Annotated in this window: 24 protein-coding genes; 18 read left to right on the top strand and 6 right to left on the bottom strand. The window is 39.7% G+C overall.

Annotated elements, in window-relative coordinates:
• Window positions 1-39 precede the first annotated feature (39 nt).
• Entirely contained in the window at window positions 40-828 is a 789-nt protein-coding gene (gene kdgR, locus ACNAV8_RS00120) for a DNA-binding transcriptional regulator KdgR (RefSeq protein WP_103854935.1), read from the bottom strand.
• Between the two features lie 162 nt (window positions 829-990).
• On the opposite strand from kdgR, the gene ACNAV8_RS00115 reads away from it, so the two are divergent.
• Both ACNAV8_RS00115 and ACNAV8_RS00110 read left to right on the top strand, forming a co-directional pair.
• On the top strand, window positions 991-1,932 hold the full coding sequence (locus tag ACNAV8_RS00115) for a sugar kinase (RefSeq protein WP_415777000.1): 942 nt from the start codon (window positions 991-993) through the stop codon (window positions 1,930-1,932).
• A 9-nt stretch (window positions 1,933-1,941) separates the two neighbouring features.
• Window positions 1,942-2,577 carry a bifunctional 4-hydroxy-2-oxoglutarate aldolase/2-dehydro-3-deoxy-phosphogluconate aldolase gene (locus ACNAV8_RS00110; RefSeq protein WP_017806032.1) on the top strand — a complete coding sequence of 212 codons (636 nt, stop codon included), beginning with the start codon at window positions 1,942-1,944 and terminating at the stop codon, window positions 2,575-2,577.
• A gap of 91 nt (window positions 2,578-2,668) precedes the next feature.
• On the opposite strand, the gene ACNAV8_RS00105 is transcribed toward ACNAV8_RS00110, so the two are convergent.
• Window positions 2,669-3,493 carry a glycerophosphodiester phosphodiesterase gene (locus tag ACNAV8_RS00105; RefSeq protein WP_103854933.1) on the bottom strand — a complete coding sequence of 275 codons (825 nt, stop codon included), beginning with the start codon at window positions 3,491-3,493 and terminating at the stop codon, window positions 2,669-2,671.
• A gap of 221 nt (window positions 3,494-3,714) precedes the next feature.
• Here ACNAV8_RS00105 and ACNAV8_RS00100 point away from each other — a divergent pair, with 221 nt between their 5' ends.
• The 8 genes from ACNAV8_RS00100 to ACNAV8_RS00065 all read left to right on the top strand — a co-directional run bounded on the left by ACNAV8_RS00100 (window position 3,715) and on the right by ACNAV8_RS00065 (window position 10,906).
• The gene (locus ACNAV8_RS00100; protein WP_103854932.1) at window positions 3,715-4,788 is read left to right on the top strand and encodes an ABC transporter ATP-binding protein; all 1,074 of its coding nucleotides are present in this window, start codon (window positions 3,715-3,717) and stop codon (window positions 4,786-4,788) included.
• On the top strand, window positions 4,785-5,654 hold the full coding sequence (locus ACNAV8_RS00095) for an ABC transporter permease (protein WP_103854931.1): 870 nt from the start codon (window positions 4,785-4,787) through the stop codon (window positions 5,652-5,654). Before ACNAV8_RS00100 ends, ACNAV8_RS00095 begins: the two co-directional genes overlap by 4 nt.
• Window positions 5,651-6,493, top strand: coding sequence for an ABC transporter permease (locus tag ACNAV8_RS00090; protein WP_039085670.1), 843 nt, complete (start codon window positions 5,651-5,653; stop codon window positions 6,491-6,493). Before ACNAV8_RS00095 ends, ACNAV8_RS00090 begins: the two co-directional genes overlap by 4 nt.
• Before the next feature lie 23 nt (window positions 6,494-6,516).
• Window positions 6,517-7,599 (top strand): extracellular solute-binding protein, encoded by a 1,083-nt coding sequence (locus ACNAV8_RS00085; RefSeq protein ID WP_415777054.1) that lies wholly within the window; start codon window positions 6,517-6,519, stop codon window positions 7,597-7,599.
• A gap of 184 nt (window positions 7,600-7,783) precedes the next feature.
• Window positions 7,784-9,094, top strand: a complete 1,311-nt coding sequence (locus ACNAV8_RS00080; protein ID WP_415776999.1) for a histidine-type phosphatase — start codon at window positions 7,784-7,786, stop codon at window positions 9,092-9,094.
• Window positions 9,095-9,185: 91 nt separating this feature from the next.
• A complete protein-coding gene (locus ACNAV8_RS00075; protein WP_415776998.1) occupies window positions 9,186-10,274 on the top strand; it encodes an ROK family protein in 1,089 nt (362 codons plus the stop codon).
• Between the two features lie 115 nt (window positions 10,275-10,389).
• A complete protein-coding gene (locus tag ACNAV8_RS00070; RefSeq protein WP_126373183.1) occupies window positions 10,390-10,632 on the top strand; it encodes a type II toxin-antitoxin system RelB/DinJ family antitoxin in 243 nt (80 codons plus the stop codon).
• A complete protein-coding gene (locus tag ACNAV8_RS00065) occupies window positions 10,622-10,906 on the top strand; it encodes a type II toxin-antitoxin system RelE family toxin (protein ID WP_415776997.1) in 285 nt (94 codons plus the stop codon). Before ACNAV8_RS00070 ends, ACNAV8_RS00065 begins: the two co-directional genes overlap by 11 nt.
• Before the next feature lie 49 nt (window positions 10,907-10,955).
• Here ACNAV8_RS00065 and efp read toward each other — a convergent pair whose 3' ends face one another.
• Window positions 10,956-11,522 (bottom strand): elongation factor P, encoded by a 567-nt coding sequence (gene efp, locus ACNAV8_RS00060; protein ID WP_103854617.1) that lies wholly within the window; start codon window positions 11,520-11,522, stop codon window positions 10,956-10,958.
• A gap of 34 nt (window positions 11,523-11,556) precedes the next feature.
• Between efp and epmB the strand changes: the two genes are divergently transcribed.
• Together epmB and ACNAV8_RS00050 are read left to right on the top strand one after the other, a co-directional pair.
• On the top strand, window positions 11,557-12,570 hold the full coding sequence (gene epmB, locus ACNAV8_RS00055) for an EF-P beta-lysylation protein EpmB (RefSeq protein WP_103854618.1): 1,014 nt from the start codon (window positions 11,557-11,559) through the stop codon (window positions 12,568-12,570).
• A 93-nt stretch (window positions 12,571-12,663) separates the two neighbouring features.
• A complete protein-coding gene (locus tag ACNAV8_RS00050; RefSeq protein WP_415776996.1) occupies window positions 12,664-13,866 on the top strand; it encodes a LysM-like peptidoglycan-binding domain-containing protein in 1,203 nt (400 codons plus the stop codon).
• Between the two features lie 86 nt (window positions 13,867-13,952).
• Here the strand turns inward: ACNAV8_RS00050 and rdgC are convergent, their stop codons facing one another.
• Window positions 13,953-14,858 carry a recombination-associated protein RdgC gene (gene rdgC, locus ACNAV8_RS00045; protein WP_103854616.1) on the bottom strand — a complete coding sequence of 302 codons (906 nt, stop codon included), beginning with the start codon at window positions 14,856-14,858 and terminating at the stop codon, window positions 13,953-13,955.
• A 70-nt stretch (window positions 14,859-14,928) separates the two neighbouring features.
• Here rdgC and proC point away from each other — a divergent pair, with 70 nt between their 5' ends.
• The 3 genes from proC to xerD are packed head-to-tail and all read left to right on the top strand — an operon-like array spanning window position 14,929 to window position 17,809.
• A complete protein-coding gene (proC, locus tag ACNAV8_RS00040; protein WP_103854615.1) occupies window positions 14,929-15,744 on the top strand; it encodes a pyrroline-5-carboxylate reductase in 816 nt (271 codons plus the stop codon).
• Window positions 15,744-16,907 (top strand): 3-phenylpropionate MFS transporter, encoded by a 1,164-nt coding sequence (locus ACNAV8_RS00035; protein ID WP_415776995.1) that lies wholly within the window; start codon window positions 15,744-15,746, stop codon window positions 16,905-16,907. Before proC ends, ACNAV8_RS00035 begins: the two co-directional genes overlap by 1 nt.
• 8 nt (window positions 16,908-16,915) lie before the next feature.
• Window positions 16,916-17,809, top strand: coding sequence for a site-specific tyrosine recombinase XerD (gene xerD / locus ACNAV8_RS00030; RefSeq protein ID WP_103854614.1), 894 nt, complete (start codon window positions 16,916-16,918; stop codon window positions 17,807-17,809).
• Window positions 17,810-18,301: 492 nt separating this feature from the next.
• Here the strand turns inward: xerD and ACNAV8_RS00025 are convergent, their stop codons facing one another.
• On the bottom strand, window positions 18,302-19,531 hold the full coding sequence (locus tag ACNAV8_RS00025) for a capsule biosynthesis protein (protein WP_415776994.1): 1,230 nt from the start codon (window positions 19,529-19,531) through the stop codon (window positions 18,302-18,304).
• 23 nt (window positions 19,532-19,554) lie between these two features.
• On the bottom strand, window positions 19,555-21,585 hold the full coding sequence (locus tag ACNAV8_RS00020) for a capsular polysaccharide biosynthesis protein (RefSeq protein WP_103854613.1): 2,031 nt from the start codon (window positions 21,583-21,585) through the stop codon (window positions 19,555-19,557).
• Window positions 21,586-21,835: 250 nt separating this feature from the next.
• Here ACNAV8_RS00020 and ACNAV8_RS00015 point away from each other — a divergent pair, with 250 nt between their 5' ends.
• Genes ACNAV8_RS00015 through ACNAV8_RS00005 form a run of 3 tightly spaced genes read left to right on the top strand, consistent with a single transcriptional unit; the run spans window position 21,836 to window position 24,881 of the window.
• Window positions 21,836-22,066, top strand: a complete 231-nt coding sequence (locus ACNAV8_RS00015; protein WP_103854612.1) for an acyl carrier protein — start codon at window positions 21,836-21,838, stop codon at window positions 22,064-22,066.
• 3 nt (window positions 22,067-22,069) lie between these two features.
• Complete coding sequence (locus ACNAV8_RS00010) at window positions 22,070-23,509, top strand: AMP-binding protein (RefSeq protein WP_415776993.1); 1,440 nt, start codon at window positions 22,070-22,072, stop codon at window positions 23,507-23,509.
• Between the two features lies 1 nt (window position 23,510).
• The gene (locus ACNAV8_RS00005) at window positions 23,511-24,881 is read left to right on the top strand and encodes an XcbB/CpsF family capsular polysaccharide biosynthesis protein (protein ID WP_415776992.1); all 1,371 of its coding nucleotides are present in this window, start codon (window positions 23,511-23,513) and stop codon (window positions 24,879-24,881) included.
• Window positions 24,882-24,999: the final 118 nt, after the last annotated feature.

Genomic DNA, 24,999 nt, shown 5'->3' with positions numbered 1-24,999 from the left:
TAAGGCGTTATTCCACGCCTTATTTTTAGTAAATATATGTTATTCCGCCACAGGATAATGCTGATAGCCCAGCTGTTTCGACACATTACGTCCCGCTTGGTGAAGCAAGTCCACAAGGTGAGTGAGGTTTTCTTTTTCAAAACGCACTAATGGCAATGAAATCGAAATGGCGGCAATGCAATGTCCAAAGCGGTCGTAAATCGGTGCGGCGACACAATGTAGTCCGACCTCTTGTTCTTCTTTATCTTCAGCATAATGCTGTTCACGCACCAATGCTAATTCTTGCTTGAGTTCTTCGATATTTTTAAGCGTGTTCGCCGTGTGCGGGATAAATTCCACCTCTTTCAACAAGGTTTCCACTTCGTCATCAGTATGTGCGGAAAGTAACACTTTCCCAATCGCCGTACTGTACGAAGGATTTCGCCGCCCCACTCGGGAATACATTCTTAAATTGTAAGTGGAATCAATTTTATGTAAATACACAATCTCGTTGCCATCAAGCGTGCCTAAATGCAGGGTTTCGCCTGTTTGTTTTGAAATTTCTTCCATTTCTTTATTTGCCAACTCAATCAAATCCACATATTCCAATGCCCTTGCACTGAGTTCAAATAATTTTAAGGTTAAGCGATATTTATCCGTTTCACCTTCTTGAGCCACAATCCCTAGGCCTTTCATCGTTTGCAAAAAACGATAGATCGTGCTTTTCGACATCATTAAACGCTGAGCAAGATCCGTTACACCAATTTCCTTTTGTTCACTTAACGCATCAACAATACCGAATACTTTCAATACTGATGATACGACATCGGGTTGAGTATCTTTTTCCATAGTGCCTCTAAATATCATAAAAGAATTGCCTGTGCATATTAACACAAGCAATATTTTTGAAAAGCAGAAAAAATAAAATCGTATTTCATTTTTATTGAATAAAAGCATTAATAAATTTATAATTGGCTTTATTTCACTCACTTTATTATTAAGGGGGAAAAAGTGAAAAAAATTGCAATTATTGGCGAATGTATGATTGAGCTGAACGGTGAGCCATTTGGCAATATGTGGCAAACTTACGGCGGGGACACGCTTAATACCGCTACCTATCTTGCCCGAGTAAGTAATCCACAAGATATTGATGTGCATTATATTACCGCAATGGGGGCGGACAAACTCAGCCAGCAGATGATTCAACATTGGCAACAAGATCACATCAATACCGACAACGTGCTGATTGATCCCCACCGCCAAGCGGGGCTTTATCTCATTCAACTTGATAAATTTGGCGAACGCACCTTCCTTTACTGGCGTTCCGAATCTGCCGCTCGTTATCTTCTTCAACACCCTGACTATTCCCAAGTACAACAGCAACTCAGCGAAATGGATATGATTTATTTGAGCGGAATTTCCCTCGCCATCTTGCCAGATGCCGATCGCTACGCTTTAATCGCCCAGCTAAAACAACTTGCCAGCCAAGGGGTGAAAATTGCCTTTGACAGCAATTACCGCCCGAAACTTTGGGAATCCGTGGAAAAAACGCAAGAAATTTACACCGCACTTTTGCCTTTCATCGATCTAGCACTGGTTACGTTTGACGATGAACAAGCCTTATGGGGCGACAGCGAAACCGCTCAATCCGTGCAACGTTTGAAAGATTTTGGGGTTAAAAATATTGTCCTCAAGCAAGGCAAAGACGGGGCATTATTCTGCGATGCACAAGGTAACGAACAGCACATCGCCACCACGCCGATCACTAATGTTGTAGATACCACTTCCGCTGGCGATGCCTTCAATGCTGGCTTTTTAAACGGTTATTTACGAGAAAAATCGCCACAGCAATGCTGTCAGCAAGGCAACCAAGTGGCTGGGCTCGTCATTCAGCACAAAGGGGCGATTATTGACAAAAACGCCACCGCTCACCTCATTCATCAATTTAATTAAGGAAAAACTATGAATACCGCACAAATTATTGAAAAACTTCGTGAATTTAAAGTGATCCCCGTGATCGCTCTAGACAACGCACAAGACATTCTTCCCCTCGCCGAAACCCTCGCCAAGAACGGTTTGCCCGTGGTGGAAATTACATTCCGCTCGGCAGCGGCAGAAGAAGCCATTCGCTTAATCCGCCAACACAACCCGAATATTCTTATCGCTGCGGGAACCGTGCTAACCAGCGAGCAAGTGGTGCAAGCGAAAAACGCAGGGGCAGATTGCATTGTTACTCCAGGCTTCAACCCAAAAATTGTGAAGCTATGCCAAGAATTGAATATCCCCGTAATGCCGGGCGTAAACAACCCGATGTCCATTGAAGCGGCGTTAGAGTTGGGTATCACGGCAGTGAAATTTTTCCCTGCGGAAGCCTCTGGCGGTGTGAAAATGATCAAAGCCCTACTCGGCCCTTACGCCCAGCTTCAAATTATGCCAACGGGCGGAATCAGCGTAAACAACATTAAAGACTATCTCGCCATTCCAAACGTGGTAGCTTGCGGCGGTTCTTGGTTCGTAGAAAAATCCCTTATCAACAGCCATAACTGGGAAGAAATCGGCCGTTTAGTGCGTGAAGCTGTTGCAATTACCAACGCCTAACTCGTCTAACAACGGAACAACGCCTTGAAATAAAAGTGCGGTGGAAAATTTTGAAAAATTCCACCGCACTTTTTTCTTATAATTCAAAACATCAATAAGGCACTTTCCCCGCTTTTTCAATTAATGATTTAAGATACGGAATATCATCGTGGCTTAGCATATCGATCAGGCCTTCGCTTAGCCATTGAATGATTTCACTTTCTGTATCGTAACCATATTTTTGGTTGTACATTTCTAACACGGGGATTTCTTTGGATTCATGCAGATACATTCTCACTGACAGCCCTGCTTTTTTGTAGGCAATTAAATCTTCTTTGCCAACATAGTGGTATTCCACGCAAACACTGCTGGCGTTTGATCCCAACACCGCACTGAGCTGATCGTTATAGCGTGCGAGGGTAACCACTTGTAGGCGTAGGCTCGGTAGCAGAGCTTTGACTTTATTAATTAAAACGTGATCAAAGCCTAATAGCAAAATTTGATCTACCGTGTTGGTTCGTTGCAAAATCTCTGCCAGCACTTCGGCAAAACGCTGATGATTACGGCGTTGTTTGGCTTCTACAATCAAGCCGACATTATTTTCTAATGCCCATTTCAACACGGTTTCTAATTCCACAATGTGAGTACCTTTGAATTCAGGTGAGAACTTTTCACCAAAATCATAGCGTTGTAGTTCAGCAAGAGTCATTTGTTCCACATAACCTTCACCATTAGAAACGCGTTCGATCGAAAAATCGTGGATAACCACCATTTTTTCATCTTTTGTCATTGCAATATCAAGTTCAATGCTATGTGTTCCAGCCTCTAATGCGCCGATAAAAGCGGGCATTGTGTTTTCTGGATACTTAGCACTGTAACCGCGATGGCTGTTCGCCAAAATCAAGCCTTTCTCTGTAACGTTAAATTCAAATGCCATTTTTAACCTCTCTTTTAATTCATTTTAAAAACTAAATTCATTTTAGAGATAATAGAAACATAGCGCAAATACTATCGCAAATAACAGGGATAAATATCTAATTTTCGTGATCGAACTCACAAAAACAAACTTAAATGAGTTTATTTTTTAAATTGTAATTGATCGCGCTTTATCTTCTAGTTTAGAGTATCCACAAAATTATCATCGAGGAGGAATCGATTATGGCAAAACTAGAATTACGCAATATCACCAAAAAATTTGGTGATTTCTATGCAGCAAATAATATTTCGTTTAGTGCTGAAGAAGGGGAATTTGTTACCTTGCTCGGCCCGAGTGGTTGCGGAAAAACCTCGTTACTAAAATTGATTGCAGGCTTTCATCGTGCTGATGAAGGAGAGATTGTGATTGGCGATCGCCCCGTGAATAACATTCCACCAGAAAAGCGTAACACAGCGATGTGTTTTCAGTCCTATGCCCTTTTTCCGCATTTGAACGTTTCGCACAATATTTGCTACGGCTTGAAACAGAAAAATGTGCCGATTGATGAACAAATCGCCCGTTTAAATGTGGCATTGAAGCAAATGGATTTGGAAACACAAAAGTTGAAACTGCCCTCTGAGCTTTCAGGCGGTCAGCAACAGCGTGTGGCATTAGCAAGGGCAATGGTAACCCGTCCTGATGTAATTTTATTTGATGAGCCATTATCAAACCTTGATGCCAAATTGCGGGAAAGTGTACGTTTTGAAATTAAGCAACTTTCTCATCAATACAATCTTACCAGTATTTATGTTACCCACGATCAAGCGGAAGCCTTATCAATGTCAGATAAGATCATCGTGCTAAACAAGGGTTCAATTGAGCAAGTAGGTACACCGCAAGAAATTTATTACCAACCAAAAAATCGCTTTATTGCCGATTTTATTGGCGTGGCAAACATTACTAAAGCGAACGTTAAACATTGGCAAGATGATCTCTATCAAGTGGATTCCCTTTGGGGCAAATTTATTGTGCAATCCGCCCATAAGCCTGTGGCTGAGAATATTTATATTTGTTTCCGCCCTGAAGATGCAATCCCTTGTGAGCCAAATAGCAACGTGGAAAATAAATTTAGCGTCAAAGTGCTACAAACCGCCTTTATGGGCAATATGACTGAAGTGCAAGGCTTGGTAACTTCAGGTTTGCCAAATGAGAAAGTGCGGTTGCAATTAACCAAATTTTCGCCGTTGTTAAATCAATCAGAAGAATTATTTTTCACCCTCGCGCGTGATGCCATTCGTTTCTTGGAGGCAGTATGAAATCGGTAAAACAAGATCTCAAGGCTTGGCTACTGTTAAGCACAGGGCTTGGCACGATTTTATTATTAATGGGTTCAACCTTTTATTTGGTGGTGGCACAAAGTTTCGGCTTGCAAAATATGTATGGCGAACCTTCCCATTTCACCTTGGATTATTGGCAAGAAGTGCTTAGCAATCCTATCTTTCATAAGTCTTTTTGGTATTCGGTACGCGTTTCCTTTCTTGGCGCGGTATTTTCCATTTTAGTGGCTTACCCTATTGCGCTGTGGTTGCGTAATCCAATTAAAGGCGAAGAATTTATTGTTACCTTTTTCCGTATGCCGATGCTTGTGCCGGGCTTGGTAGCCGCCTTTTTGTTTATGAATATGATTTCCTACCACGGTATTTTAAACGAAACACTGGTTTGGCTCGGCATTTGGCAAGAACCAAAATCCCTACAAAATGATAGCTTCGGCTGGGGCATTGTGATTTTGCAAATGTGGAAAAATATTCCTTTCGCCTTAATTCTTGTTGGCGGTGCGGTGAATTCACTGAAAAGCGATCTCTTTGATGCGGCGTCAAATCTGGGTTCAAACAGTTGGCAGCGTTTTATTTATGTGATTTTTCCACTCACACTTGGCGCAGTGCAAGTTTCCTTTATTTTGATTTTTATCGGTGCATTAGGGGATTTCGCCTTTTACAGCATTGCGGGTCCGCGTGATACCTACTCTCTCGCTCGCTTTATGCAAATGAGTGCTTATGAGTTTGAAGAATGGAATCAAAGTGCGGTGTTGGCAATGGTGATAATGCTGACTTCTGCCCTAGCCTCCATTCTCATCACCTTAATTATTCGTCCATTATCTGTTAAACGAGGAGCGGTAAAATGAACAGAATCCAAAGTAACAACACCCGTTTAATTAACCGCATTGTGCTGATCTTTTTTGTGGTGGTGAATTTTGTTTGGTTGGTGTTGCCTTTCTTAATGGCTGGGCTGTGGTCGCTGGTTGATCCGCAACACCCTTGGAGCTATCCCGATATTTTCCCGCCTGTGCTGTCTTTTGAGCGTTGGCATTATGTGTGGGAAAACACCGCCCTGAAAGAAGCAATGTTGAATAGCTATACCATTGCGCCGATTGTTTCTTTAATCGCCATCACGCTTGCCTTGCCAACAGCTTATGCCTTTGGACGAATGGAGTTTCGTGGTAAAAAAATTGCCGAACTCATCACCTTAATTCCGTTGGTGATCCCAGGAATGATCATTGCGCTATTCTTTAGTGCGGTGTTAATTCAGCTCAACATTAGCAATCCAATGATCGGCATTATTATCGGGCATACAGTAATGACATTACCTTACGCGATTCGCATTTTATCTTCAGGATTTTCTTCTGTTCCACAAGATTTGATTGATGCAAGTCGCGATCTTGGTGCGTCAAAATTCACCACCTTTAAAGATGTTTATCTACCTATGCTAAAACCCGCATTTTTGGCGTCAATTATTTTCTGTTTAGTGAAAAGTATCGAAGAATTTAGTATTTCTTTTGTCATCGGTTCACCAGATTTTATCACCGTGCCAACCATACTTTATTCTTTCTTGGGCTACTCTTTCATTCGCCCAAATGCCGCCGTGGTATCGATCATCTTACTAATTCCAAACGTTATCTTGCTGTTAATTATCGAGCGTTTATTGAAAGGTAACTATTTATCACAATCCACAGGCAAAGCCTGATTTCCACCAGAGGAGAAACAATGATGAAAACTCGTCTTATCAAAACCGCATTAATCAGTTTAGGGCTAACCACCGCCCTGTCCGTTTCGGCTTCCCAAGATCTCAGCCAAAAAAGCTGGGAAGAGATTGTGGCGCAAGCTAAACAAGAAGGCTCGGTAACCTTTAGCGTGTGGTATTTACAACCGCAATTCCGTCTTTTTGTCAAAGATTTTGAAAAAACCTATGGCATCAAAGTGAAAATTCCTGAAGGCACTTTAGACGGTAATATGAATAAGCTGATCGCTGAAAAATCCCTTAGTAAAGGGAAAATGGACGTGATCGCCATCGCAGCCGACAATTATCCTATCGTGCAGAAAAATGATGTGTTACGAAATCTCAACAGCTTGCCTAATTTCGCTCAAGCCAACCACGCTTTGCAAGGAGTGAAATTTGGCAATCAAGCAATGGGCTTTTGGGGCAATCAAACAGGCTTTGCCTATGATCCATTACGGGTTTCAGAAGATCAGTTACCACAAAGCTGGCAAGAAACCGTGAACTATATTCAAACTCACCCGAAAAAATTTGGTTATGCCGATCCAAATGGCGGTGCTTCAGGGAAAGCCTTTATTTTCCAAGCCTTGCTCAACATCAGTGGTAGTTATGATTATCAAAACACGCCTTTTGACGCAGCTCAAACCGAAAAATGGCAAAGCACTTGGGATTGGTTCAATAAAAATAAACAAAATATGGTACGCACCGCCTCGAACGCGGACAGCTTAACACGCTTAAATGATGGCGAATTAGATATTGTTTCCGCTTGGCAAGATCACTTGTTCAGCTTGCAAAAACAAGGTGCGGTAACACCAAGATTGAAATTCTATGTGCCAAAATTTGGTATGCCGGGCGGTGGTAATGTGGTGGTTGTCGCACAAAATGCTCCACACCCTGCAGCAAGTTTAGTGTTTACCAACTGGCTAGTTTCACCTGAAACGCAACAAAAATTAGCCGACCATTTTGGTACCCGCCCATTAAATGCCGAAGTGGGCGAAGCGGATATTCCATTCTTCCCACTAGATTGGAGCAAAGCCGCCATTGCTGATTTCACCAAAGAAGTGATCGCTAAATAATATTATTGATGAGTTAAGGTTATGCCTTAACTCATTTTTTCTCTCTTTTTTTGATTATTGTTGCAACAAAATCCATTTAGATTTAACGTTGTTATTGCAAAAGTGCGGTTAAAAATTTTGCAATTTTTATGGCATTTAGTGCAAATAATGCCCCTTCCTTTCTCTCAATATTGGAGGACATTCTATGAAAAAACTCACCTTAAGCCTTAATTTAGTTAGCTTACTTAGCTGCTCGCTGTTTTATCCAACCAATCTTAATGCTGCGCCTAATGTGCCAGACAATCACCAAGCACAAGCGCTGCAATTAGAAAAAATTGTGATTTTCAGCCGACACGGAATTCGCACGCCCTTAGTTGGTAAAGAGAGCATTTTATCCCAAGCTACCCCTTATCAATGGGTAAAATGGCAGGATAAAACGGGCTATCTCACTGCCAAAGGCGCAAGATTAGAAAAATTATTCGCGGCGTACTGGTCTGAATGGTTGCAACAAACGGGAATTCTTTCCTCACAATGCCCGAAAGATGATGTCTTTATTTACACCAACGCTCGTCCACGCACCATTGATACTGGCGTAAGTTTCGCGAAAGGGGCTTATTCACATTGTGCAATAAGAGTCAATTATCTAGGCGAATATAACACGATGGATAACACTTTTAATCCCGTGATTCGCAGCAAAGTAGATAAAGCCTTTGAACAAAAAGCACGCAAAGCGGTAGATGAATTAGTGGGCGAAGGTGGGTTTGCACAACTCAACAAACATCTACAAAGTAATTTCAACGCCCTCGCGACAGCCTTAAATCAAGAACAATCGCCATTATGCCAAGAAAAACAATTGTGTAATTTAGACCAAGAAGCCAATACGCTCACTTTCACCCAAGGTAAATACCCTAAAACCACAGGTGCATTACGCGATGGCACAGGTGCAGCAGATAGCTTCTTACTGCAATATTACGAAGGCTTCCCACCTAAAGAAGTCGCTTGGGGACGCATTGATAATCAAGAAAGCTGGAAAAAAATTGTTGATATAAAAGAGCGTTACAACCAATTATTATTCGGCACGCAAGTAATGGCAAAAGAAGCCGCAACGCCATTGCTCACCTTTATTCAAAACAGCTTCAAAGATTATGGTTATCGGCACCCTTACATTGAAAAAGCCCGTAATGCCAAAGTGGTATTATTAGTCGGGCACGATTCCAATGTTGGCTCGCTCTTACCATTATTGAAAGTGAAACCTTATCATCTGCCCGATCAGCTAGAAACCACGCCAATTAGTGGTAAAGTGGCATTTGAGAAATGGGTGAACGCAAAAGGCGAAGCCTTTATGAAAGTGGAATATGTTTATCAAACCATTGATCAATTACGCAACGGCACAAAACTTTCTTTAACAAATCCGCCAAATCGTATAACCTTACAGCTAGAAGGTTGCCCAACCAACGCGCAAGGTTTATGCAAAATGGATGATTTTTACCAAGCCGTTGAAAACGCCTTAAAATAATACCGTACTTTAGTTGTGCGAGTTAAAGTAACATTGAGTGATAAGCCTCTCTGATCGCAAAGTGAGGCTTTTATTTCATAAAGACAACAAAATGAAAAAAGAAAATTCCGTATTTAATTTAAAATCCAGCGAAAAATTGTTATTACGCCTCATACGTCAATATTCCCCTTCACGCAAGGAATTAAGTGTTTTGTCGGGCTTAACGGCAGGGGCAGTAACGCAATATTGCCGCAAGCTGCTGTTTCTCGGGCTGATTAAAGAAACGGAGAAAATGGTAAAAAAACGGGGAACGCCTTCTTTTCATTTAACTTTAAATCCCAATGCTTGTTGCTCGATTGGTATCACCTTTTCAGATAACTCATTTCAGCTCGCAATCGTGGATTTTATTGGCAATAAAATTGCCAATGAACGCTATGTTTACCACAATAGCGTGCAATTTGATGAATTATGCCAACAAATTCGCACCGCACTTCAGCAACTTTTAGACAAAAAATTTCTCGCTGAAGCAAAAATTCTCGGCATCGGTTTTTCTCTTTCTGGCTACCTATTGGCTGATCAATCCATTTCGTCCCCTTGGTTTCCGTTATTACAAAATATCCCTAACTTAGCCAACGTATTCAGCGAAAAACTGGGCTATCCTTGCTACATCGAAAACAACATTAACACCGTTGCCTTAGGGGAATATTATTCAGGTTTATGGAATGATATTGAAGATATGGTGGTGATTAGCCTTGATTTTGGTATCGGCGCGGGGATTATTTCACAAGGTAAGCTAATCCGTGGCGGTTTTGGCAACGCTGGGGAAATCGGCTTATTATTTCCTTATGGCTCACCACGCCCAAGTTGGAAAGATCTGAAAGAAAAACTTGGAGAAGACAATCAGAACGCTAACCTACTCGACAACTCAGCAGTGAAAACTTGGCTTGCCCATAGCCAGCTCCAAGTGTTATCGCTCATTCTCTCCGCTATTGCGTGGCTTGATCCAAAAGTGCTCGTACTAACAGGAATGTTACCCCAAACCTTAATCAATCAGCTTATCGATTACGTTAAAAATACAGAACAAATGCAAAACATCAACCGCACTTCAGCACAGCTCAGTGCCTCAAAAATAAAATTTGAAGATATTTCCATTGGCGCCGCCATTGTACCAATTTATCATTTCTTACAAGATGATGAGTAAATAATAAAGTGCGGTGCAAAAATCAGAAAAATTTGCACCGCACTTTTCCTTTATCTTGTTGTTGAGCGTAATGCAAAATAGCATTACAATTATCACAAAAATCAAAGGAGGAAAAATGGCAACACTTAATATTCGCCTTGATGACGAACTAAAACAAGAAGCTTATGCGGCATTACAGAAAATGAACCTGACACCAAGTGAAGCGGTAAGATTATTATTCCAATATGTCGCACAAAATAATAAATTTCCTATTCAAACGGTGTTAGTCAATGATGAAGATCTTGAATTGCTCGAAACAGTACGTCATCGCCTAGCCCACCCAGAAAAAGGCATTAAGGTTAGCTTCGATGAACTATGAGCTAGTTTTTGATCCAAGGGCGTTAAAAGAATGGCGTAAACTTGATGAAAATATAAAAGCACAATTTAAGAAAAAATTGGCTGAGATTTTGCGTAATCCTCACATTGAAGCTAATCGGCTTAGTCATTTTCCTGATTGCTATAAGATAAAACTACGCAATGCGGGATACCGTTTGATTTATCAAGTTCAAGATGAGCAAGTGATTGTTTTTGTTGTGGCTATCGGTAAACAAGAAAACAACCAAGCTTACAAAGAGGCAAAAAAAAAGCTATAAAAAATCCGTACTGTTGTACGGATTTTTTGTATTTGCTTTACGCTGAAAATTACTTCACACGCGAAACATATTCACCAGAACGGGTATCAACTTTGATCACTTCGCCTGTTTGTACGAATAATGGCACACGCACCACTGCACCAGTGCTTAATGTGGCTGGTTTGCCGCCTGTACCTGCGGTATCACCTTTTAAGCCAGGGTCAGTTTCTACGATTTCTAATTCTACAAAGTTTGGTGGGGTTACCGAAATCGGCGCACCATTCCATAAAGTTACGATACAATCCGCTTGGTCTAATAACCATTTTTCTGCATCGCCAACCGCTTTCGCGTCTGCGGAATATTGTTCAAATGTTTCTGGGTGCATAAAGTACCAGAAAGCATCATCTTTATAAGAATAGGTTAAGTTGAGATCCATCACATCAGCCGCTTCTACAGACGTACCTGATTTGAAGTTTACATCTAACACTTTGCCTGAAATTAATTTACGAATGCGAGTACGAGTAAAGGCTTGACCTTTTCCTGGTTTTACAAATTCATTTTCAACGATCACGCAAGGCTCGCCATCTTGCATAAATTTTAGACCTGGTTTGAAGTCAGTGGTAGTATATGTAGCCATATTATCCTCAAATAAAAAGAGCTTGTTTTTAAAAGTGCGTATTTTAACCCGAAATATCCCCATTAGAGAAGTAGAAAATTGGGCAGATCATCTTGCGAATGCCATTTCTGATCCAAAAGTCTTGTTAGAACACTTAAATCTTCCTCTTTCTCTTTTTGAAAAAGATTTTGCGGCCCGCAAGCTGTTTGCGTTGCGTGTTCCCTTGCCTTTTGTGGAACGAATGGAAAAAGGCAACCCGAATGATCCGCTCTTTTTGCAGGCAATGACGTCTCATTTAGAATTTGTGCAAGCGGAAGGATTTAGCAAAGATCCCTTAGAAGAACAGCATACAGCTGCGCCAAATATTTTACATAAATATCACAACCGTTTGTTATTTATGGTAAAAAATAGCTGTGCAATTAATTGTCGCTACTGTTTCCGCCGCCATTTTCCTTATGCCGAAAACAAGGGCGATAAGAAAAATTGGCAAAAAGCCTTGGACTATATTGCGCAACATTCAGAAATTGATGAAGTGATTTTCTCTGGCGGCGATCCCCTTATGGCGAAAGATCACGAGCTAGAATGGCTGCTAAAACAATTAGAAAAAATACCGCACTTACAGCGTTTACGCATTCACAGCCGTTTGCCCGTGGTGATTCCACAACGAATCACGGAAAAACTCTGTGCTTTGCTGGCACAATCCCGCTTTCAAGTGGTGTTGGTTACCCATATTAATCACCCGAATGAAATTGATGACGCACTTGCCACCGCAATGGCGAAGCTGAAAATGGCGGGCGTTACGTTGCTCAATCAAGCGGTTTTGCTGAAAAACATCAACGATAATGCCCTCACCTTGAAAGCCTTGAGCGAGAAATTATTCGCCATTGGCATTCTGCCCTATTATTTGCATTTGTTCGATAAAGTGGAGGGCGCAAGCCATTTTTATCTTGATGATGAAAGTGCGGTGGAAATTTACAAAGAATTACAAAAGCTCACTTCAGGCTATCTAGTGCCGAAATTAGCGCGCGAAATTGCCAATGAGCCGAATAAAACTTTATATTCTGCCTAATTGCTAATGGAACAATGGCAAAATATCCTTTAAAATAAGCAAAATTTGCACCGCACTTTATTTTAGTGCTTTTATTAACATAAGGTATCAACTGTGACTGAACAACATAAACCAGAAAATAACGCAGCCAACAAGGCGCAAAGTGAACTTGATTTAGAATTTAATCAAATGGAACCGATTACCCCTAAAAAACCAGTTAGCCAAGAACCTTCTTTACTTGATAAAGCAAAAGAAATGGTGAGTTCGTTAGGCAAAAAAGAAGGGACTTCAACAGAAACCAACACAGTTGAAACAAGCGAAAGCGAAGTATTGGTAGAAAACAATGGCACAACAGAAGAAGTGGTTGTTGAACAAAGTACACAAACGCAAGATGAGCCGATCAGCAGAAATCTTAATAAGCCTGAACGTTGGGCTATTTTAGGTTTCATTCCACCAAAATATCGCCGTATTTTCATCGTGTTATTACTGGCGGTGATCATTTTATTGATTATCTCTTGGTTAAAACCAAGTTCAGATACCGTCAATGCGTTTGAACAGCCGTCAAACAGCATTCCAACGCAGTTCCAATCGCTCAATCAAGAACAGCCAATGGAAAATAATGTGTTGGATAACTTAAACCAAGGGCAGCCTGCACAACAAGCAGATACACAAAATGCTCAAGGTAGCAGTGAGAATGCGCAAACTACTGTGGCAAATGCAGAAAATAGTGCAGACAATGCTCAAAGCAATCCTGCAACAAGCCCTGAGCCTGTTGCCCAGCCAAGCGTTCAAACAGAGCAACCTGTTGTGCCAGCAGTAAAACCGCAACCAACACCCGCTGAGCCAAAACAAGTGGTAGAAACGGTGAAAACGGCAAGCAAACCTGCTGCGGCACAAACACAGCCGAAACCACAGCCTAAGCCTGTGGCAAAAGCGACAACGCAAACAACCAATACAAGCAAACCAAAAGCAGAAAGCAAAGCTCAAACTGCGAGAAAAGCAGAGCCAAAAGCGGAGAAAAAAGTCCCTGTGGTGGAAGCAAAACCAGCAACGAACAAACCTACTGGCACAAGCAAAACCCTGACTATTCCGCAAGGCGTTTCGCTTATGCAAGTCTTCCGCGATAACAATCTGAATATTTCTGATGTGAATGCGATGACAAAAGCAAACGGTGCGGGCAATGCGTTAAGTAGCTTTAAACCGGGTGATAAAGTGCAAATTTCGGTTAATTCGCAAGGGCGTGTTGAACAGCTTCGCTTAGCCAATGGTAGCACCTTTATTCGTCAGGCAAATGGCACTTATCAGTATAAAAAATAAATCGTAAAAAAATAAACTGTTGAAAGAAACAAAAATGGCGGAATTTAATTTTCCGCCATTTTTTATCCTGACAAAAACGACAAAAATTACAACCGCACTTTCTCTCCGCCGAAATCGTCCAATAAATTTGACGTTAATTTAGCAAGAATCCCTGTCATCAACACAAAATCGGCATCAAAGCGTTGCGCCACATCTTCTTTCAAAATGTCGTCATTTTTTTCCCGCACTTCATCGGCAAACTTCAAGCGTTTTAAGGTGCCGTCTTCATTTAATACAAAGGTGAGATGCGCTTCCCATTCCAAAGCCAATTTGGTGATAGTTTTTCCAGATTGCAATAATGACAGAATTTCTTCCGCATCTAAGGCTTGCTGTTTGCAACGGATCACGGCGTTATCTTCACTGCCACGTAATTCGGCATCTTCCAATGCAATCAACCAATCTGGTGTGGCATCATTGCTCACCCAATGACTCATTGCTAAACTTGGATCATTGGCAAAAGCCAGCGGCACAACAGGCAGAGAGCCTAAGGATTTACGCAATAGTGCAAGGGCGTCCTCAGCACGCTTGCTTGAAGCCGCATCGACATAAACGAGCTGATTTTCACTATCCACCCAAATTGCCGTTTGCTGATATTTACTAAAGGCACGCGGTAGCAACATTGCCACCACATCGTCTTTCAGCGCTTGCTTTTCCACTTTCTTCAATTTGCGATTTTCTTTTTGCTCTAAATCAGCAATCCGCTGATCTAATTCGCGTTTTACAACGTGAGCAGGCAGGATCTTTTCTTCTTTGCGAGCCATTAATAAAATCTGTTTGCCCACCGAAAAATGTAACAACTCACTGGTTTTCAACGGTGAAACCCAACCAAATTTCTGCATATCCCCTTGACCACAAGGGTGAAACTCACATTGTGCAAGCTGTGCTTGCAACTGCTCGGCTGACCAATCTAATTCTTTAGTTAAACGATAGGCCATAACGTTCTTAAACCACATAGGCATTCCTTCTTTATTCGGGTAAAATGTGCCAACGAAAAACCTATTGTAACTGATCTTAAACAAAACTATGCAACAGAAATTAATTACTTTCATCGGCGGCGGAAATATGGCGCAAGCTATTGTGTTTGGTTTATTGAAACAGGGGTATCCTGCACAAAAAATTACCGTCAGCGATCCGAATGCAGATAAACTGGCGTTGTTTGCTGACCGTCAAGTGAATATTTCGCAAGATAATGTGCAAGCGGTACAAAATGCCGAAGTGGTGGTGTTAGCGGTAAAACCACAAGCCCTTGCGGAAGTGTGCCAGCCTTTAAGTGCGGTGGATTTTTCTGAAAAATTAGTGATCTCCATTGTAGCGGCAATTTCTGTGCAAAAACTCACCGCACTTTTGCCTAGCGCGCGCCATATTATCCGCGTTATGCCGAATACGCCAGCCTTGGTATCGGAAGGAATGGCAGGTTTATTTGCGGAACACAATGTTCCAGCCGATCTCAAAGCCTTTGCACAAGATTTAATGAGTGCCGTAGGGCAAGTTTGCTGGGTAGAGCAAGAAGATAATATGCACTTGATTACCGCTGGTTCTGGCAGTAGCCCCGCGTATTTTTTCTTATTTATGGAAGCGATGGAAAACGCCTTGAAAGCGCTCAATTTAGATGCACAAACCGCACGAATGTTGGTGCAACAATCCGCTCTTGGGGCGGCTAAAATGGTGCAACAACAGCCTGATGTGGCCATTTCTACCTTGCGTGAAAATGTGACATCAAAAGGCGGCACAACGGCGGCAGCGCTAAATGTTTTTCAGCAACAACAATTATCCCAAACTGTACAGCAAGCCATTGAAGCTTGCGTGCAACGTTCACAAGAAATGGAAAAATTATTTTGATGAAAATCAGCCCTTTTAATTGGTTAGCCTTGAGCTTTTTCGGCTATTACTGCGCCTATGGCGTGTTTGTGCCATTTTTCCCCGCGTGGTTGAAATCGCAATCTTACAACGAAGAAATCATCGGCTTTATTATTGCCAGTTCTTATGTTTTCCGCTTTTTAGGTGGGATCGTTTTCTCCGCAATGATTAAAAAAGAAGGGCATTTGCTCAATGCCTTACGGTATCTCGCTTGGGCAAGCTGTGGCGTAATGCTTTATATGAGCTTTGTGGCGGAAAGCTTCCCCTTGCTTTGCCTTGGTATAGCCTTATTTGCGATGATTAATGCGGCAGGAATGCCGTTAAGTGATACTCTTGCAACAACTTGGCAACAGCAAATTCATTTGGATTATGGCAAAGCGCGATTGATTGGTTCCGCTGCCTTTGTGGTAGGCGTTACGCTGTTTGGCAACATTATTGGCTTTATTGGTGAGAATTATACGGTATGGATTTTAACTGCATTGTTAGCCCTTTATGCCATAATGCAAATGACCACGCCAAAGATTTTGCCACAAGATACACAGACAAGTGCGGTGGAAAATTCCGTTGGATTTTTGCAGTTATTAAAAAATAAATGTACGTTACGTTTAATTATTGCCATTTCTCTTATTCAAGGTTCGCACGCCGCTTATTATGCTTATAGCGTGCTGTATTGGCAAAGCATCGGCATTTCTGTGCAGACAACCAGTTTACTGTGGGGATTAAGCGTGGTGGCGGAAATTTTGCTCTTTTTCTTTTCCACCAAATTATTCCGTTTCTGGAAAGTCAGCACCCTATTTTACTGTGCCGCCATCGCTTGTGTAGTGCGTTGGGGCGTGTTAGGCAGTGCGACAAGTCTTTGGCTAATTGCCTTAGTGCAATTATTGCACAGTTTAACTTATGCCCTTGGTCATTACGCCATGGTGCGTTACATCACCACGCAACCACAAAATGCTATGGCGAAATTGCAAGGCTTGTATAACGGCATTTCAAGTTCGGCGGTGATCGCCTTACTTACCGCATTGGCTGGCGTGTTATACCCAATTTCCCCACAAATGGCATTTACGTCAATGATGATTTTTGCCCTGCTCGCATTGCCGATTATTCCACGCAAGGTAGAAGCATTTTTGATTCGACGTGTGGAGTAGCCTTTTTGATGAAAGACAGCGCCTTAATCGATCTTTTTCTCAATGAACAATGGCTAGAAAAAGGGCTTTCGGAAAATACCATTCAATCCTACCGTTTGGATCTTAGTGCGGTGGCAAATTGGCTCGAAACGCAAAATCTCACCTTTGAAACCTTAGATGCCATTGATTTGCAAAGCTTTCTTGGTGAGCGATTGAACTTGGGCTACAAAGCTACAAGCACAGCAAGATTATTGAGCGCGTTGCGTAAATTCTTTCAATATTTATATCGGGAGAAATATCGCACAGACGATCCAAGTGCGGTGCTAACTTCGCCAAAATTGCCGAGCCGATTACCAAAATATCTAACAGAACAACAGGTTACGGATTTGCTCAACACCCCTTGCGTGGAAGAGCCGTTAGAATTACGCGATAAAGCAATGTTGGAATTGCTTTATGCTACAGGTTTACGGGTTACCGAGCTGGTTTCACTTACTCTTGACAACATCAGCGTGCAACAAGGCGTGGTGCGTGTCATCGGCAAAGGCAACAAAGAACGCATTGTACCAATGGGCGAAGAAGCCGCTTATTGGATCAAACAATTTATGCTTTATGGCCGAGCCGCATTGCTAGACGGACAGCCTTCAGACGTGCTATTTCCCAGTCGGCGCGGCACTCAAATGACTCGCCAAACCTTTTGGCATCGCATTAAACATTACGCCATTTTAGCGGATATTGACAGTGAAGCGCTCTCGCCTCACGTATTACGACACGCCTTTGCAACGCACCTAGTCAATCACGGTGCAGATCTCCGCGTGGTACAAATGCTCTTAGGACACAGCGATCTCTCCACCACCCAAATCTACACCCACGTCGCCAAAGAACGCTTAAAACACTTGCACGAAAGGTATCACCCAAGGGGGTAAAATTTGTGAAAAAACGACCGCACTTTTAATTCAGAAAAATATAGCTAGGTTCTATTTCAATACGTTAGGTTGAATTTTGAAGTGCGGTGATTTTTTGGAGATTTTAAGAAAGATAAAGAAAATTACTTTAAGAATAAATCTCCCCAACTTCTCTTTACTAAAGATTGGCTTAAAAACAAGCATACTAAATGTATGAAAGGAAAAATTAAATTCCCGTGTAAATTGCCTTTATTTTTAACAAATTTTTAGAAAAGTAACGCCGAGCGAGAGCGAAGCGAACATCAGGCTTACTTTTCGTGAAGAAAATTTGTTAAAAATGAAGATCAGCAATTTAGTCGGGGGCTTTTTTCTTTGCCTACTTTCTTTTGAGCAAACAAAAGAAAGTAGGTCGCTCAAGAGCGAAATCTGTTAGTTATTCCAAAGAAAAAGTAATTAGCTAAAATAACGATAGCGTAATTAAAAATATTTTAAATTTATGCCTAAATAAAATAATTACTCAATTTTTTCCTTAGGCAAAATCACCTTATTATAAAAGCTACCGTTGATTTGGGTTTTATGTAAATGATAAAGATGATATGCCTTAAATGCAGCGGCATCAGGTTGTTGTGGATTGTGCCAAAATTCTTCTAATGAGCCTTGATGGGTTATATCTGGAATGTCGTAATGCGTGCGTCCTAGTGTAATTACGGGCATATTATGGATTAATGCGGATAAGCCGCTGGTGCTGTTAAGCGTTACCATTCCTTTGCCGTGGCGAAGTAACACAGGCATTGGTATGTCATAGACATAAAACAAACGCCCTTGGAGTTCTGGGTGTTCTGAGAGATAACGCTGAATAACCTGTTTATAGCTGATAAATCCTCGATCCATTGGGTGATGCTTTACGATTAATTTTAGTGAAGTTGGGGCATTTTTTACAAAAGAATCTAACACATAGATCAAAAATTGTTCTACGCTATCGAAATCGCAATGTACCCTTACTTGGCTGTCATCATAAACTTGCAGCGGTAAAATATAAAAATCACCTAATTTATTTTTCTTAATTTTACGAATAAAACATTGCTCTTTTATCCAATGATAAACACGCTTCATTCCTGAAATGAGCCATAGTTTTATATAATAATTGAGATTATAGACTCTATGATGTTTATAATAAGGGAATTCTTTTTCTTTGCATCTGGAGATTACATAATATTGTGTAGCAAGTTTTGCCATTGGAAAAAAACCGTTTGCTACTGGAATTGGCTGAGAAATTGGGGGAAGTTCTTCAGCTTGTTTTAAAAAAAATTGCTTATCTCTTGGTAACGGTGAATAGGCATTCACGCCTTCTTTTTCTAAGGTAACATAGTGCGGACGAAAATAGCCTTCTTCAAATACCCAAAAGGCACACCCTAATTTTTTAGTTACTGCTTTTGCTATACGATGGTAACGGCGACTATCGCCAAAGCACACTATTGTATCAATGTTATGATCTTTGCAAAATTGTAATAAGAAAACATCAAAATATTCTAATTTGCTGTTGTAATCAAAAATAAATTGATTATGAAGTGCGGTGGAAAAAAATAATTTATCACCAGGGTTAAAATTTAATTTATAAACCGTTTTTTGCTGTGTTTCAGATAACCAATCCGCCAACTCTTTGAAAAAATGTCCAATAGGCCCTTGTAATAATAAAATCCGTTGTGAGCTTGCTACTAACTCGTTTAAATTATTAACAATCATTTTGTTCCCTTAGGTATAAATAGCTATTTCAGCCAAAAAGTGCGTACAAAGTAACAATATTTCCCTATTTTTTTGCTTAACCAACTCTTATATAAGCCCGTATCTTTCAATTGATTTTTTTGTTCCAACAATATCTTAACTGTGGTGCTTGCATTGGTTAATTGCATGGTATTAGGGTTAAGATAAAGTGGATAGTATAACAGAGTTCCTGCAATTAACTGCGCTAATGTTAATTTTCTTTTTCTACGTGGTAAGGCATAGGCATCAATCGTTAATCCCCAGTGGGCATAAAATGGTGAACCGTAGCAATATACCGTTTTCCCTCTTAATAATGCTTCAAAACCCGCTAAAGAAGTCATTGTATGGATTTCATCGACTGCTTGAATGCAATCTAAAATATTCGCCTCAGTCACAATTTGCTCAGCGTAAATCAATGCTTGCTCTTGTGCTACGTTACCTTTTCGGTTACCACTTAATACATCTGGGTGTGGTTTATAAATAATGTAAGCATCAGGGTGAGCTTGTCTAACCTGTTGCAGCAAAGTGAGATTAGATTGACACTGGGGTGAACCAAAGCGAATAGAAGCATCGTCTTCCACTTGCCCTGGCACTAAAAGAACTTTTTTCTCCGTATTTGGGCGAGCAAAGCCAGCAGAACCTACATTATATTTACCGATATTGGCTTGAATAAGCTGTTGCTGTATTTCTTGAGCTAAATCTTCATCTTTTTCTGAGAAAGCCGTATTCTGCAAAATAAATTCTAGCTGTGAAGGCTGCTGCGGATTAAAATAAATTCCCGAAGGATCAAGCACCAAAGAAAGTGGCGCAACAAGGTTTGAACCTAATCCCACAGAACGAATAAAACCATCTTCCATTCGCCAAATCGGAATATTATTTTGCTCCGCATAGGCTATGAATTCTGATTTTCCTTGCCCCCATAGCAATAATTTTGCATTTTTGCTCAGTTGAATTTTCTTAAACTTAGCAAACGAGGAGAGGAAATGTAAGCGACAGTTTGGTAAATGGAAAAAAGGTTTTAACACCGTTTTTTTCCACAAAGAAAGCCCAATGCAATAAAAATCGCCCACTAACACAGATTGCCAATGCTTAATCCAGCTTAAATAATGAATGACATCAAAAATATCACCTGTTTCACCAGTAAATGGATTAATGTAGCGGCTATACTGAAAATAAGCGGCATAGAAAACTTCATTTAATGTACTGGGCTTGCGGCGTTGTTGTGTGATAAGTTCAGCAACAAAAGGGTGGCGATCATCGGTTAATCCCCAGCCTGCGAACCAAGGCACACCAAAGGTTACCACTTCTTTACCTTGTAGCAATGCTTCAAATCCCATTTGTGAAGTAACGCAATATACTTTATCCACCTGTGATAACAAGGTTGGTGGATTAATGTCTTGACTAATAATTCTCACACGCGGTTGATCTAATAAATCGGTTAAATATCCCCGTTTTTTCCCTGCAATTACATCAGGGTGTGTTTTCACCCAAATTTCAGCATATGGATTTTCTTGCAATGCTGCTTGCAACATCTGACGAAAACTATTTTCATCAGCCAAGCCATATTGTACCGCCATATCACCAAATGTTTGATCAATAACCAATACGATTTGATTTTTATGTTCTGTGGCTATTGGCTCGCAAGGTGCGTGATTATATTTAGATAATTGCCATTCACGAATCAATGCCATTGCTTGATGAGATTGTTGCGCTTGCTCATCATTTAAGCTGCAACCAGCAATTAACTTTTCCAGTCGTGAAGGTTTTTCGGCTGCGTAGTAAATGCCCACATCGTCCACAACCAAAGAAAATGGCGGAAATCCTTCAACCCCTAATCCGATAGAGCGAAGAAAGCCATCTTCAAGCGCAATATAACGAAGATTATGCTTTACCGCATAATCCCGCGCTTTGTTTGCCGTTGGACGAAATCCCCAACCTATCACCGAATTTTCAAAGGAAAATGTTGGGCTATCCTTTAGAAAGTTGGATAGGTTAGGGATTTTTTTGATTCCGGAGGAAAAGATAATTGGGGTCATGGTTGTTCCACAATACGAAAATGTTGAAAACATATTAAAGTAGATATATTTAATATGCAACTAGCTTCAGTATCATTGAGAAATTATTCTTAATCATCTCATAAAAAACCTCAGTTCAGTGATAGGGTATATAAACATCTAGATTACTCACTAAAATGATAACTATTTTATTACCTAAAGCTAAAAAATATGGCATAATTCTTCTCCCTTTAGTTATAGAAATGATTACTTTTAATATGAGGATTTTATTATGTCAATATCTAATGAAGTTTTAACCTTAATCTCACAAGTCGCTCAAAAAAGAGTATCAGAAAATGAAGACTTACTGGCAACAGGCCTGATTGATTCAATAAGCGCTATGGATTTAGTAATGGCGATAAAACAAAAGTTTGGCGTTGATTTACCATTTGATCAGTTAGTTGATATTCTGTCAAATTCCGCAAACGTGATTCAATATGTTGAAAATAATTATAAAGGATAGATTATGAAATCACTGAATGACTTTGAAAATCTAGATGATTTTTTAGCATACTGCTTCAGCCAAAGAAGAGGAAAGGCGTTATCAAATAGCACTCAAGAATGTTCTTGGGAAGAACTTAATGTCAAAATGAAAGCATTTATTGAGGCTTATCAGCAAGTTGCCGATATTAGTAAAAACATTCCTTTAATATTGCATGGTCATAAGGAAATTGATTTTGTTGTCGCTATTTATGCTTGTTTGCTAAATAAGATTCCATTTATTCCTGTAGATAGCATTTATCCAGAGAGTCGTATAACCAATATTTGTAATTTATCAAAAGCACGTTTTGTTTATCGTTCAGCAACCCAGACTTTTGAGAAGCAAACAGATGATGAAATTGAACTAACTGAAAAAGGTTTAGCATACATTATGTTTACTTCTGGTACAACAGGGGCTCCAAAAGGTGTTCAAATTGGCCGTGAAGCCGTATTTAACTTGATGAAATGGATGAAAGATCAACTAAATTTAGCTGAACCAAATGTATTTATGAATCAAGCTCCTTTCGCATTTGATTTATCAATGTATGAAATTTTCGGTAATTTGGCTTATGGTGGCTGTATTGTGCTGAACAGTCGTGAAGATATTCAAAATTCTTCTAGTTGGATTGATTTCTTAGTTGAACAAAAAATTACAACTTGGGTTTCTACCCCATCTTTTGCTATGCAACAGCTTCTAAACCCGAAATTTAGCCAAGCAACTCTACCTAGCTTAAAAGAATTCCTATTTTGTGGAGAAAAACTCGGAAAACCAGTAGTTAATATGATTTTCCAAAAATTTCCTAATGTCCGTGTTATTAATACCTATGGGCCAACAGAAGCCACTGTCGCAACTACCTATGTAGATATCACCCAAGAAATGCTAGATGCTGAAGAAGAACTTCCCGTTGGTGTTGCCGTTCTTAACTCCTATCTTGATATTGTTGATGAAGAAATTTGGATAACTGGTAATCACGTTATGCGATGTTATTTGAATAACGAGATGGAAAACGCTAAACGTTTAGTTGTACATAGTCCTAATAAACGAACTTACAAAACAGGGGACTACGGTTTTGAAAAAAATGGTATGTTCTATGTCCAAGGACGTAAAGATGAGCAAATAAAACTTAACGGTTATCGTATTGAGCTTTCCGAAATAGAGGAAAAAATTCTTAACCTTAAAGAATTTAATTTCGATAATGTGGCTGTAATTGCATTAAAACGTAATACTGGTGCTGTTCTGCGTTTAGTCTGTTTTTATACATCGAAACAACCTTCAGATGCACAACTGATTAAAGATTCTTTGAGTTCAAATTTACCACCTTACATGATACCGTCTGAATTTATTATTATTGATAAAATTCCTGTTAGTACTAATCATAAAATCGATAAAAAGGCACTCTTAGAAATATATCAACGGAGCTTATAAAATGAATTTATACCAAATTCAACAAAATATCTTAGAAAAGAGTAAAATCGATATCAGAAAAGTTAGTTCTTGGATTTATAATAATCAAAGTATTGTTTTTGATTTTTTACTAAATGACTATTTTATTAGTATTAGTTATACTGTTGAAGGTAAAACTTTTAACTTTATTGAACGTAATAAAAGCAAAGCATCTAAAGCATCTAATTTCTCTAAATTTTTAAAGTATATTTCTGAAGTATATGGCTCTTACCCGCAATCTAGAAATCAAGAAAATACAGTATTATCTTTTAAATTCATAGAGGATGATACTAATAAAATTGAAGATAAATTTAATGAAATCTTAGAAGTTACATCGATCTATTTTGGTAGCTCATTATGCTATATTTTAAATGTTGAAAGAGAAAATAATATAAATTTATCTGAATATTTGACCAAGTCAGATATTGAATTTATTGGAATTAAAGGTAATAGCAATGAGTTTTTCTTAAGCTATGCTAGAAATAATGGTTTAAGTAGCTACGTTTATGAACTTAATAATAAAGGTTTTTTAGCTGTCGAACATAAAATGGGGGTCAGCGTATTTCGTAGAGTTAATAAATACTCATATAAAGATTTATTGCCATACTTTCCAGAATCATTTCAGGAGCTAGAGAATGTGATTTATACCGTAGAGCCTCCTAAGGCACTAGGTTCTAATAAGAAGAATTTACTAATCCTATTCTCTTATACTAATAAAAGCAATGAGAATATGGCTGAACGATATTATAGCCACCCTTTCCCATTTATAGCTAATAGTATTATGCCTAATACTTACATTATCCGAATAGCAGATGTATCTGATGCCTTCGGCAGTCACGGCTTAAATACTAAATTTGATGAAAATATTGAAAATAATATTCAGCGCTTTATTAGAAGTTTAATGAACATTTATAATGTAAATAAAGAGAACGTTGTAATTTGTGGGGCATCTTCAGGTGGTACTGGAGCGATATATCATGGGTTAGTTGGAGGATATAAAACTTTCGCAATTGATCCATTTCTAGGAAATCACGATTATTATAATGGGAAAGATCCTCTATATTTACATTCCCTCAAAATACCTATTTTAGAAACATTCCAAAATTTGCCTAAAGTCATTGGTAAAAATCTTGAGAATCAAGTTGTGATATCTTCAGCTAAAATTTCTGAGTTTTATCCAGATATTAAAAAGCTCAAAAAATCATTACCATCCATTACCTTGTGCGAATTTGATTTTGAAAAAATTCAAAAACATGTAGACTTCTCGGGTAATACAGTTTTCTTATCCAATACTATTATCAATAATTTATTATTAGATATTCACATTACTGACTCTGACATCAACTTAAATTAGACAATAACAATCCGCACGTAAAACGTGCGGTTTTTAGGCTACCCTATAAGGGCCTAGGACTTCACATGCCCCTCAAGGGGCATGTGAAAAACTGACAACCGCACAATAACTCTATGGA

The sequence above is a fragment of the Avibacterium endocarditidis genome (assembly GCF_965138825.1).
Lineage (GTDB): Bacteria > Pseudomonadota > Gammaproteobacteria > Enterobacterales > Pasteurellaceae > Avibacterium > Avibacterium endocarditidis.
The sequence above is the reverse complement of the archived record's forward strand: the minus strand, read 5'-3'. Positions and strand labels throughout refer to the sequence as shown.

What these genes read in the sequence shown, in the direction of transcription:
- kdgR (WP_103854935.1), bottom strand. Translation starts at nt 828, where the DNA reads ATGGAAAAAGATACTCAACCCGATGTCGTATCATCAGTATTGAAAGTA.
- ACNAV8_RS00110 (WP_017806032.1), top strand. Translation starts at nt 1,942, where the DNA reads ATGAATACCGCACAAATTATTGAAAAACTTCGTGAATTTAAAGTGATC.
- ACNAV8_RS00105 (WP_103854933.1), bottom strand. Translation starts at nt 3,493, where the DNA reads ATGGCATTTGAATTTAACGTTACAGAGAAAGGCTTGATTTTGGCGAAC.
- ACNAV8_RS00100 (WP_103854932.1), top strand. Translation starts at nt 3,715, where the DNA reads ATGGCAAAACTAGAATTACGCAATATCACCAAAAAATTTGGTGATTTC.
- ACNAV8_RS00095 (WP_103854931.1), top strand. Translation starts at nt 4,785, where the DNA reads ATGAAATCGGTAAAACAAGATCTCAAGGCTTGGCTACTGTTAAGCACA.
- ACNAV8_RS00090 (WP_039085670.1), top strand. Translation starts at nt 5,651, where the DNA reads ATGAACAGAATCCAAAGTAACAACACCCGTTTAATTAACCGCATTGTG.
- ACNAV8_RS00085 (WP_415777054.1), top strand. Translation starts at nt 6,517, where the DNA reads ATGAAAACTCGTCTTATCAAAACCGCATTAATCAGTTTAGGGCTAACC.
- ACNAV8_RS00080 (WP_415776999.1), top strand. Translation starts at nt 7,784, where the DNA reads ATGAAAAAACTCACCTTAAGCCTTAATTTAGTTAGCTTACTTAGCTGC.
- ACNAV8_RS00075 (WP_415776998.1), top strand. Translation starts at nt 9,186, where the DNA reads ATGAAAAAAGAAAATTCCGTATTTAATTTAAAATCCAGCGAAAAATTG.
- ACNAV8_RS00070 (WP_126373183.1), top strand. Translation starts at nt 10,390, where the DNA reads ATGGCAACACTTAATATTCGCCTTGATGACGAACTAAAACAAGAAGCT.
- ACNAV8_RS00065 (WP_415776997.1), top strand. Translation starts at nt 10,622, where the DNA reads ATGAACTATGAGCTAGTTTTTGATCCAAGGGCGTTAAAAGAATGGCGT.
- efp (WP_103854617.1), bottom strand. Translation starts at nt 11,522, where the DNA reads ATGGCTACATATACTACCACTGACTTCAAACCAGGTCTAAAATTTATG.
- rdgC (WP_103854616.1), bottom strand. Translation starts at nt 14,858, where the DNA reads ATGTGGTTTAAGAACGTTATGGCCTATCGTTTAACTAAAGAATTAGAT.
- proC (WP_103854615.1), top strand. Translation starts at nt 14,929, where the DNA reads ATGCAACAGAAATTAATTACTTTCATCGGCGGCGGAAATATGGCGCAA.
- ACNAV8_RS00035 (WP_415776995.1), top strand. Translation starts at nt 15,744, where the DNA reads ATGAAAATCAGCCCTTTTAATTGGTTAGCCTTGAGCTTTTTCGGCTAT.
- xerD (WP_103854614.1), top strand. Translation starts at nt 16,916, where the DNA reads ATGAAAGACAGCGCCTTAATCGATCTTTTTCTCAATGAACAATGGCTA.
- ACNAV8_RS00025 (WP_415776994.1), bottom strand. Translation starts at nt 19,531, where the DNA reads ATGATTGTTAATAATTTAAACGAGTTAGTAGCAAGCTCACAACGGATT.
- ACNAV8_RS00020 (WP_103854613.1), bottom strand. Translation starts at nt 21,585, where the DNA reads ATGACCCCAATTATCTTTTCCTCCGGAATCAAAAAAATCCCTAACCTA.
- ACNAV8_RS00015 (WP_103854612.1), top strand. Translation starts at nt 21,836, where the DNA reads ATGTCAATATCTAATGAAGTTTTAACCTTAATCTCACAAGTCGCTCAA.
- ACNAV8_RS00010 (WP_415776993.1), top strand. Translation starts at nt 22,070, where the DNA reads ATGAAATCACTGAATGACTTTGAAAATCTAGATGATTTTTTAGCATAC.
- ACNAV8_RS00005 (WP_415776992.1), top strand. Translation starts at nt 23,511, where the DNA reads ATGAATTTATACCAAATTCAACAAAATATCTTAGAAAAGAGTAAAATC.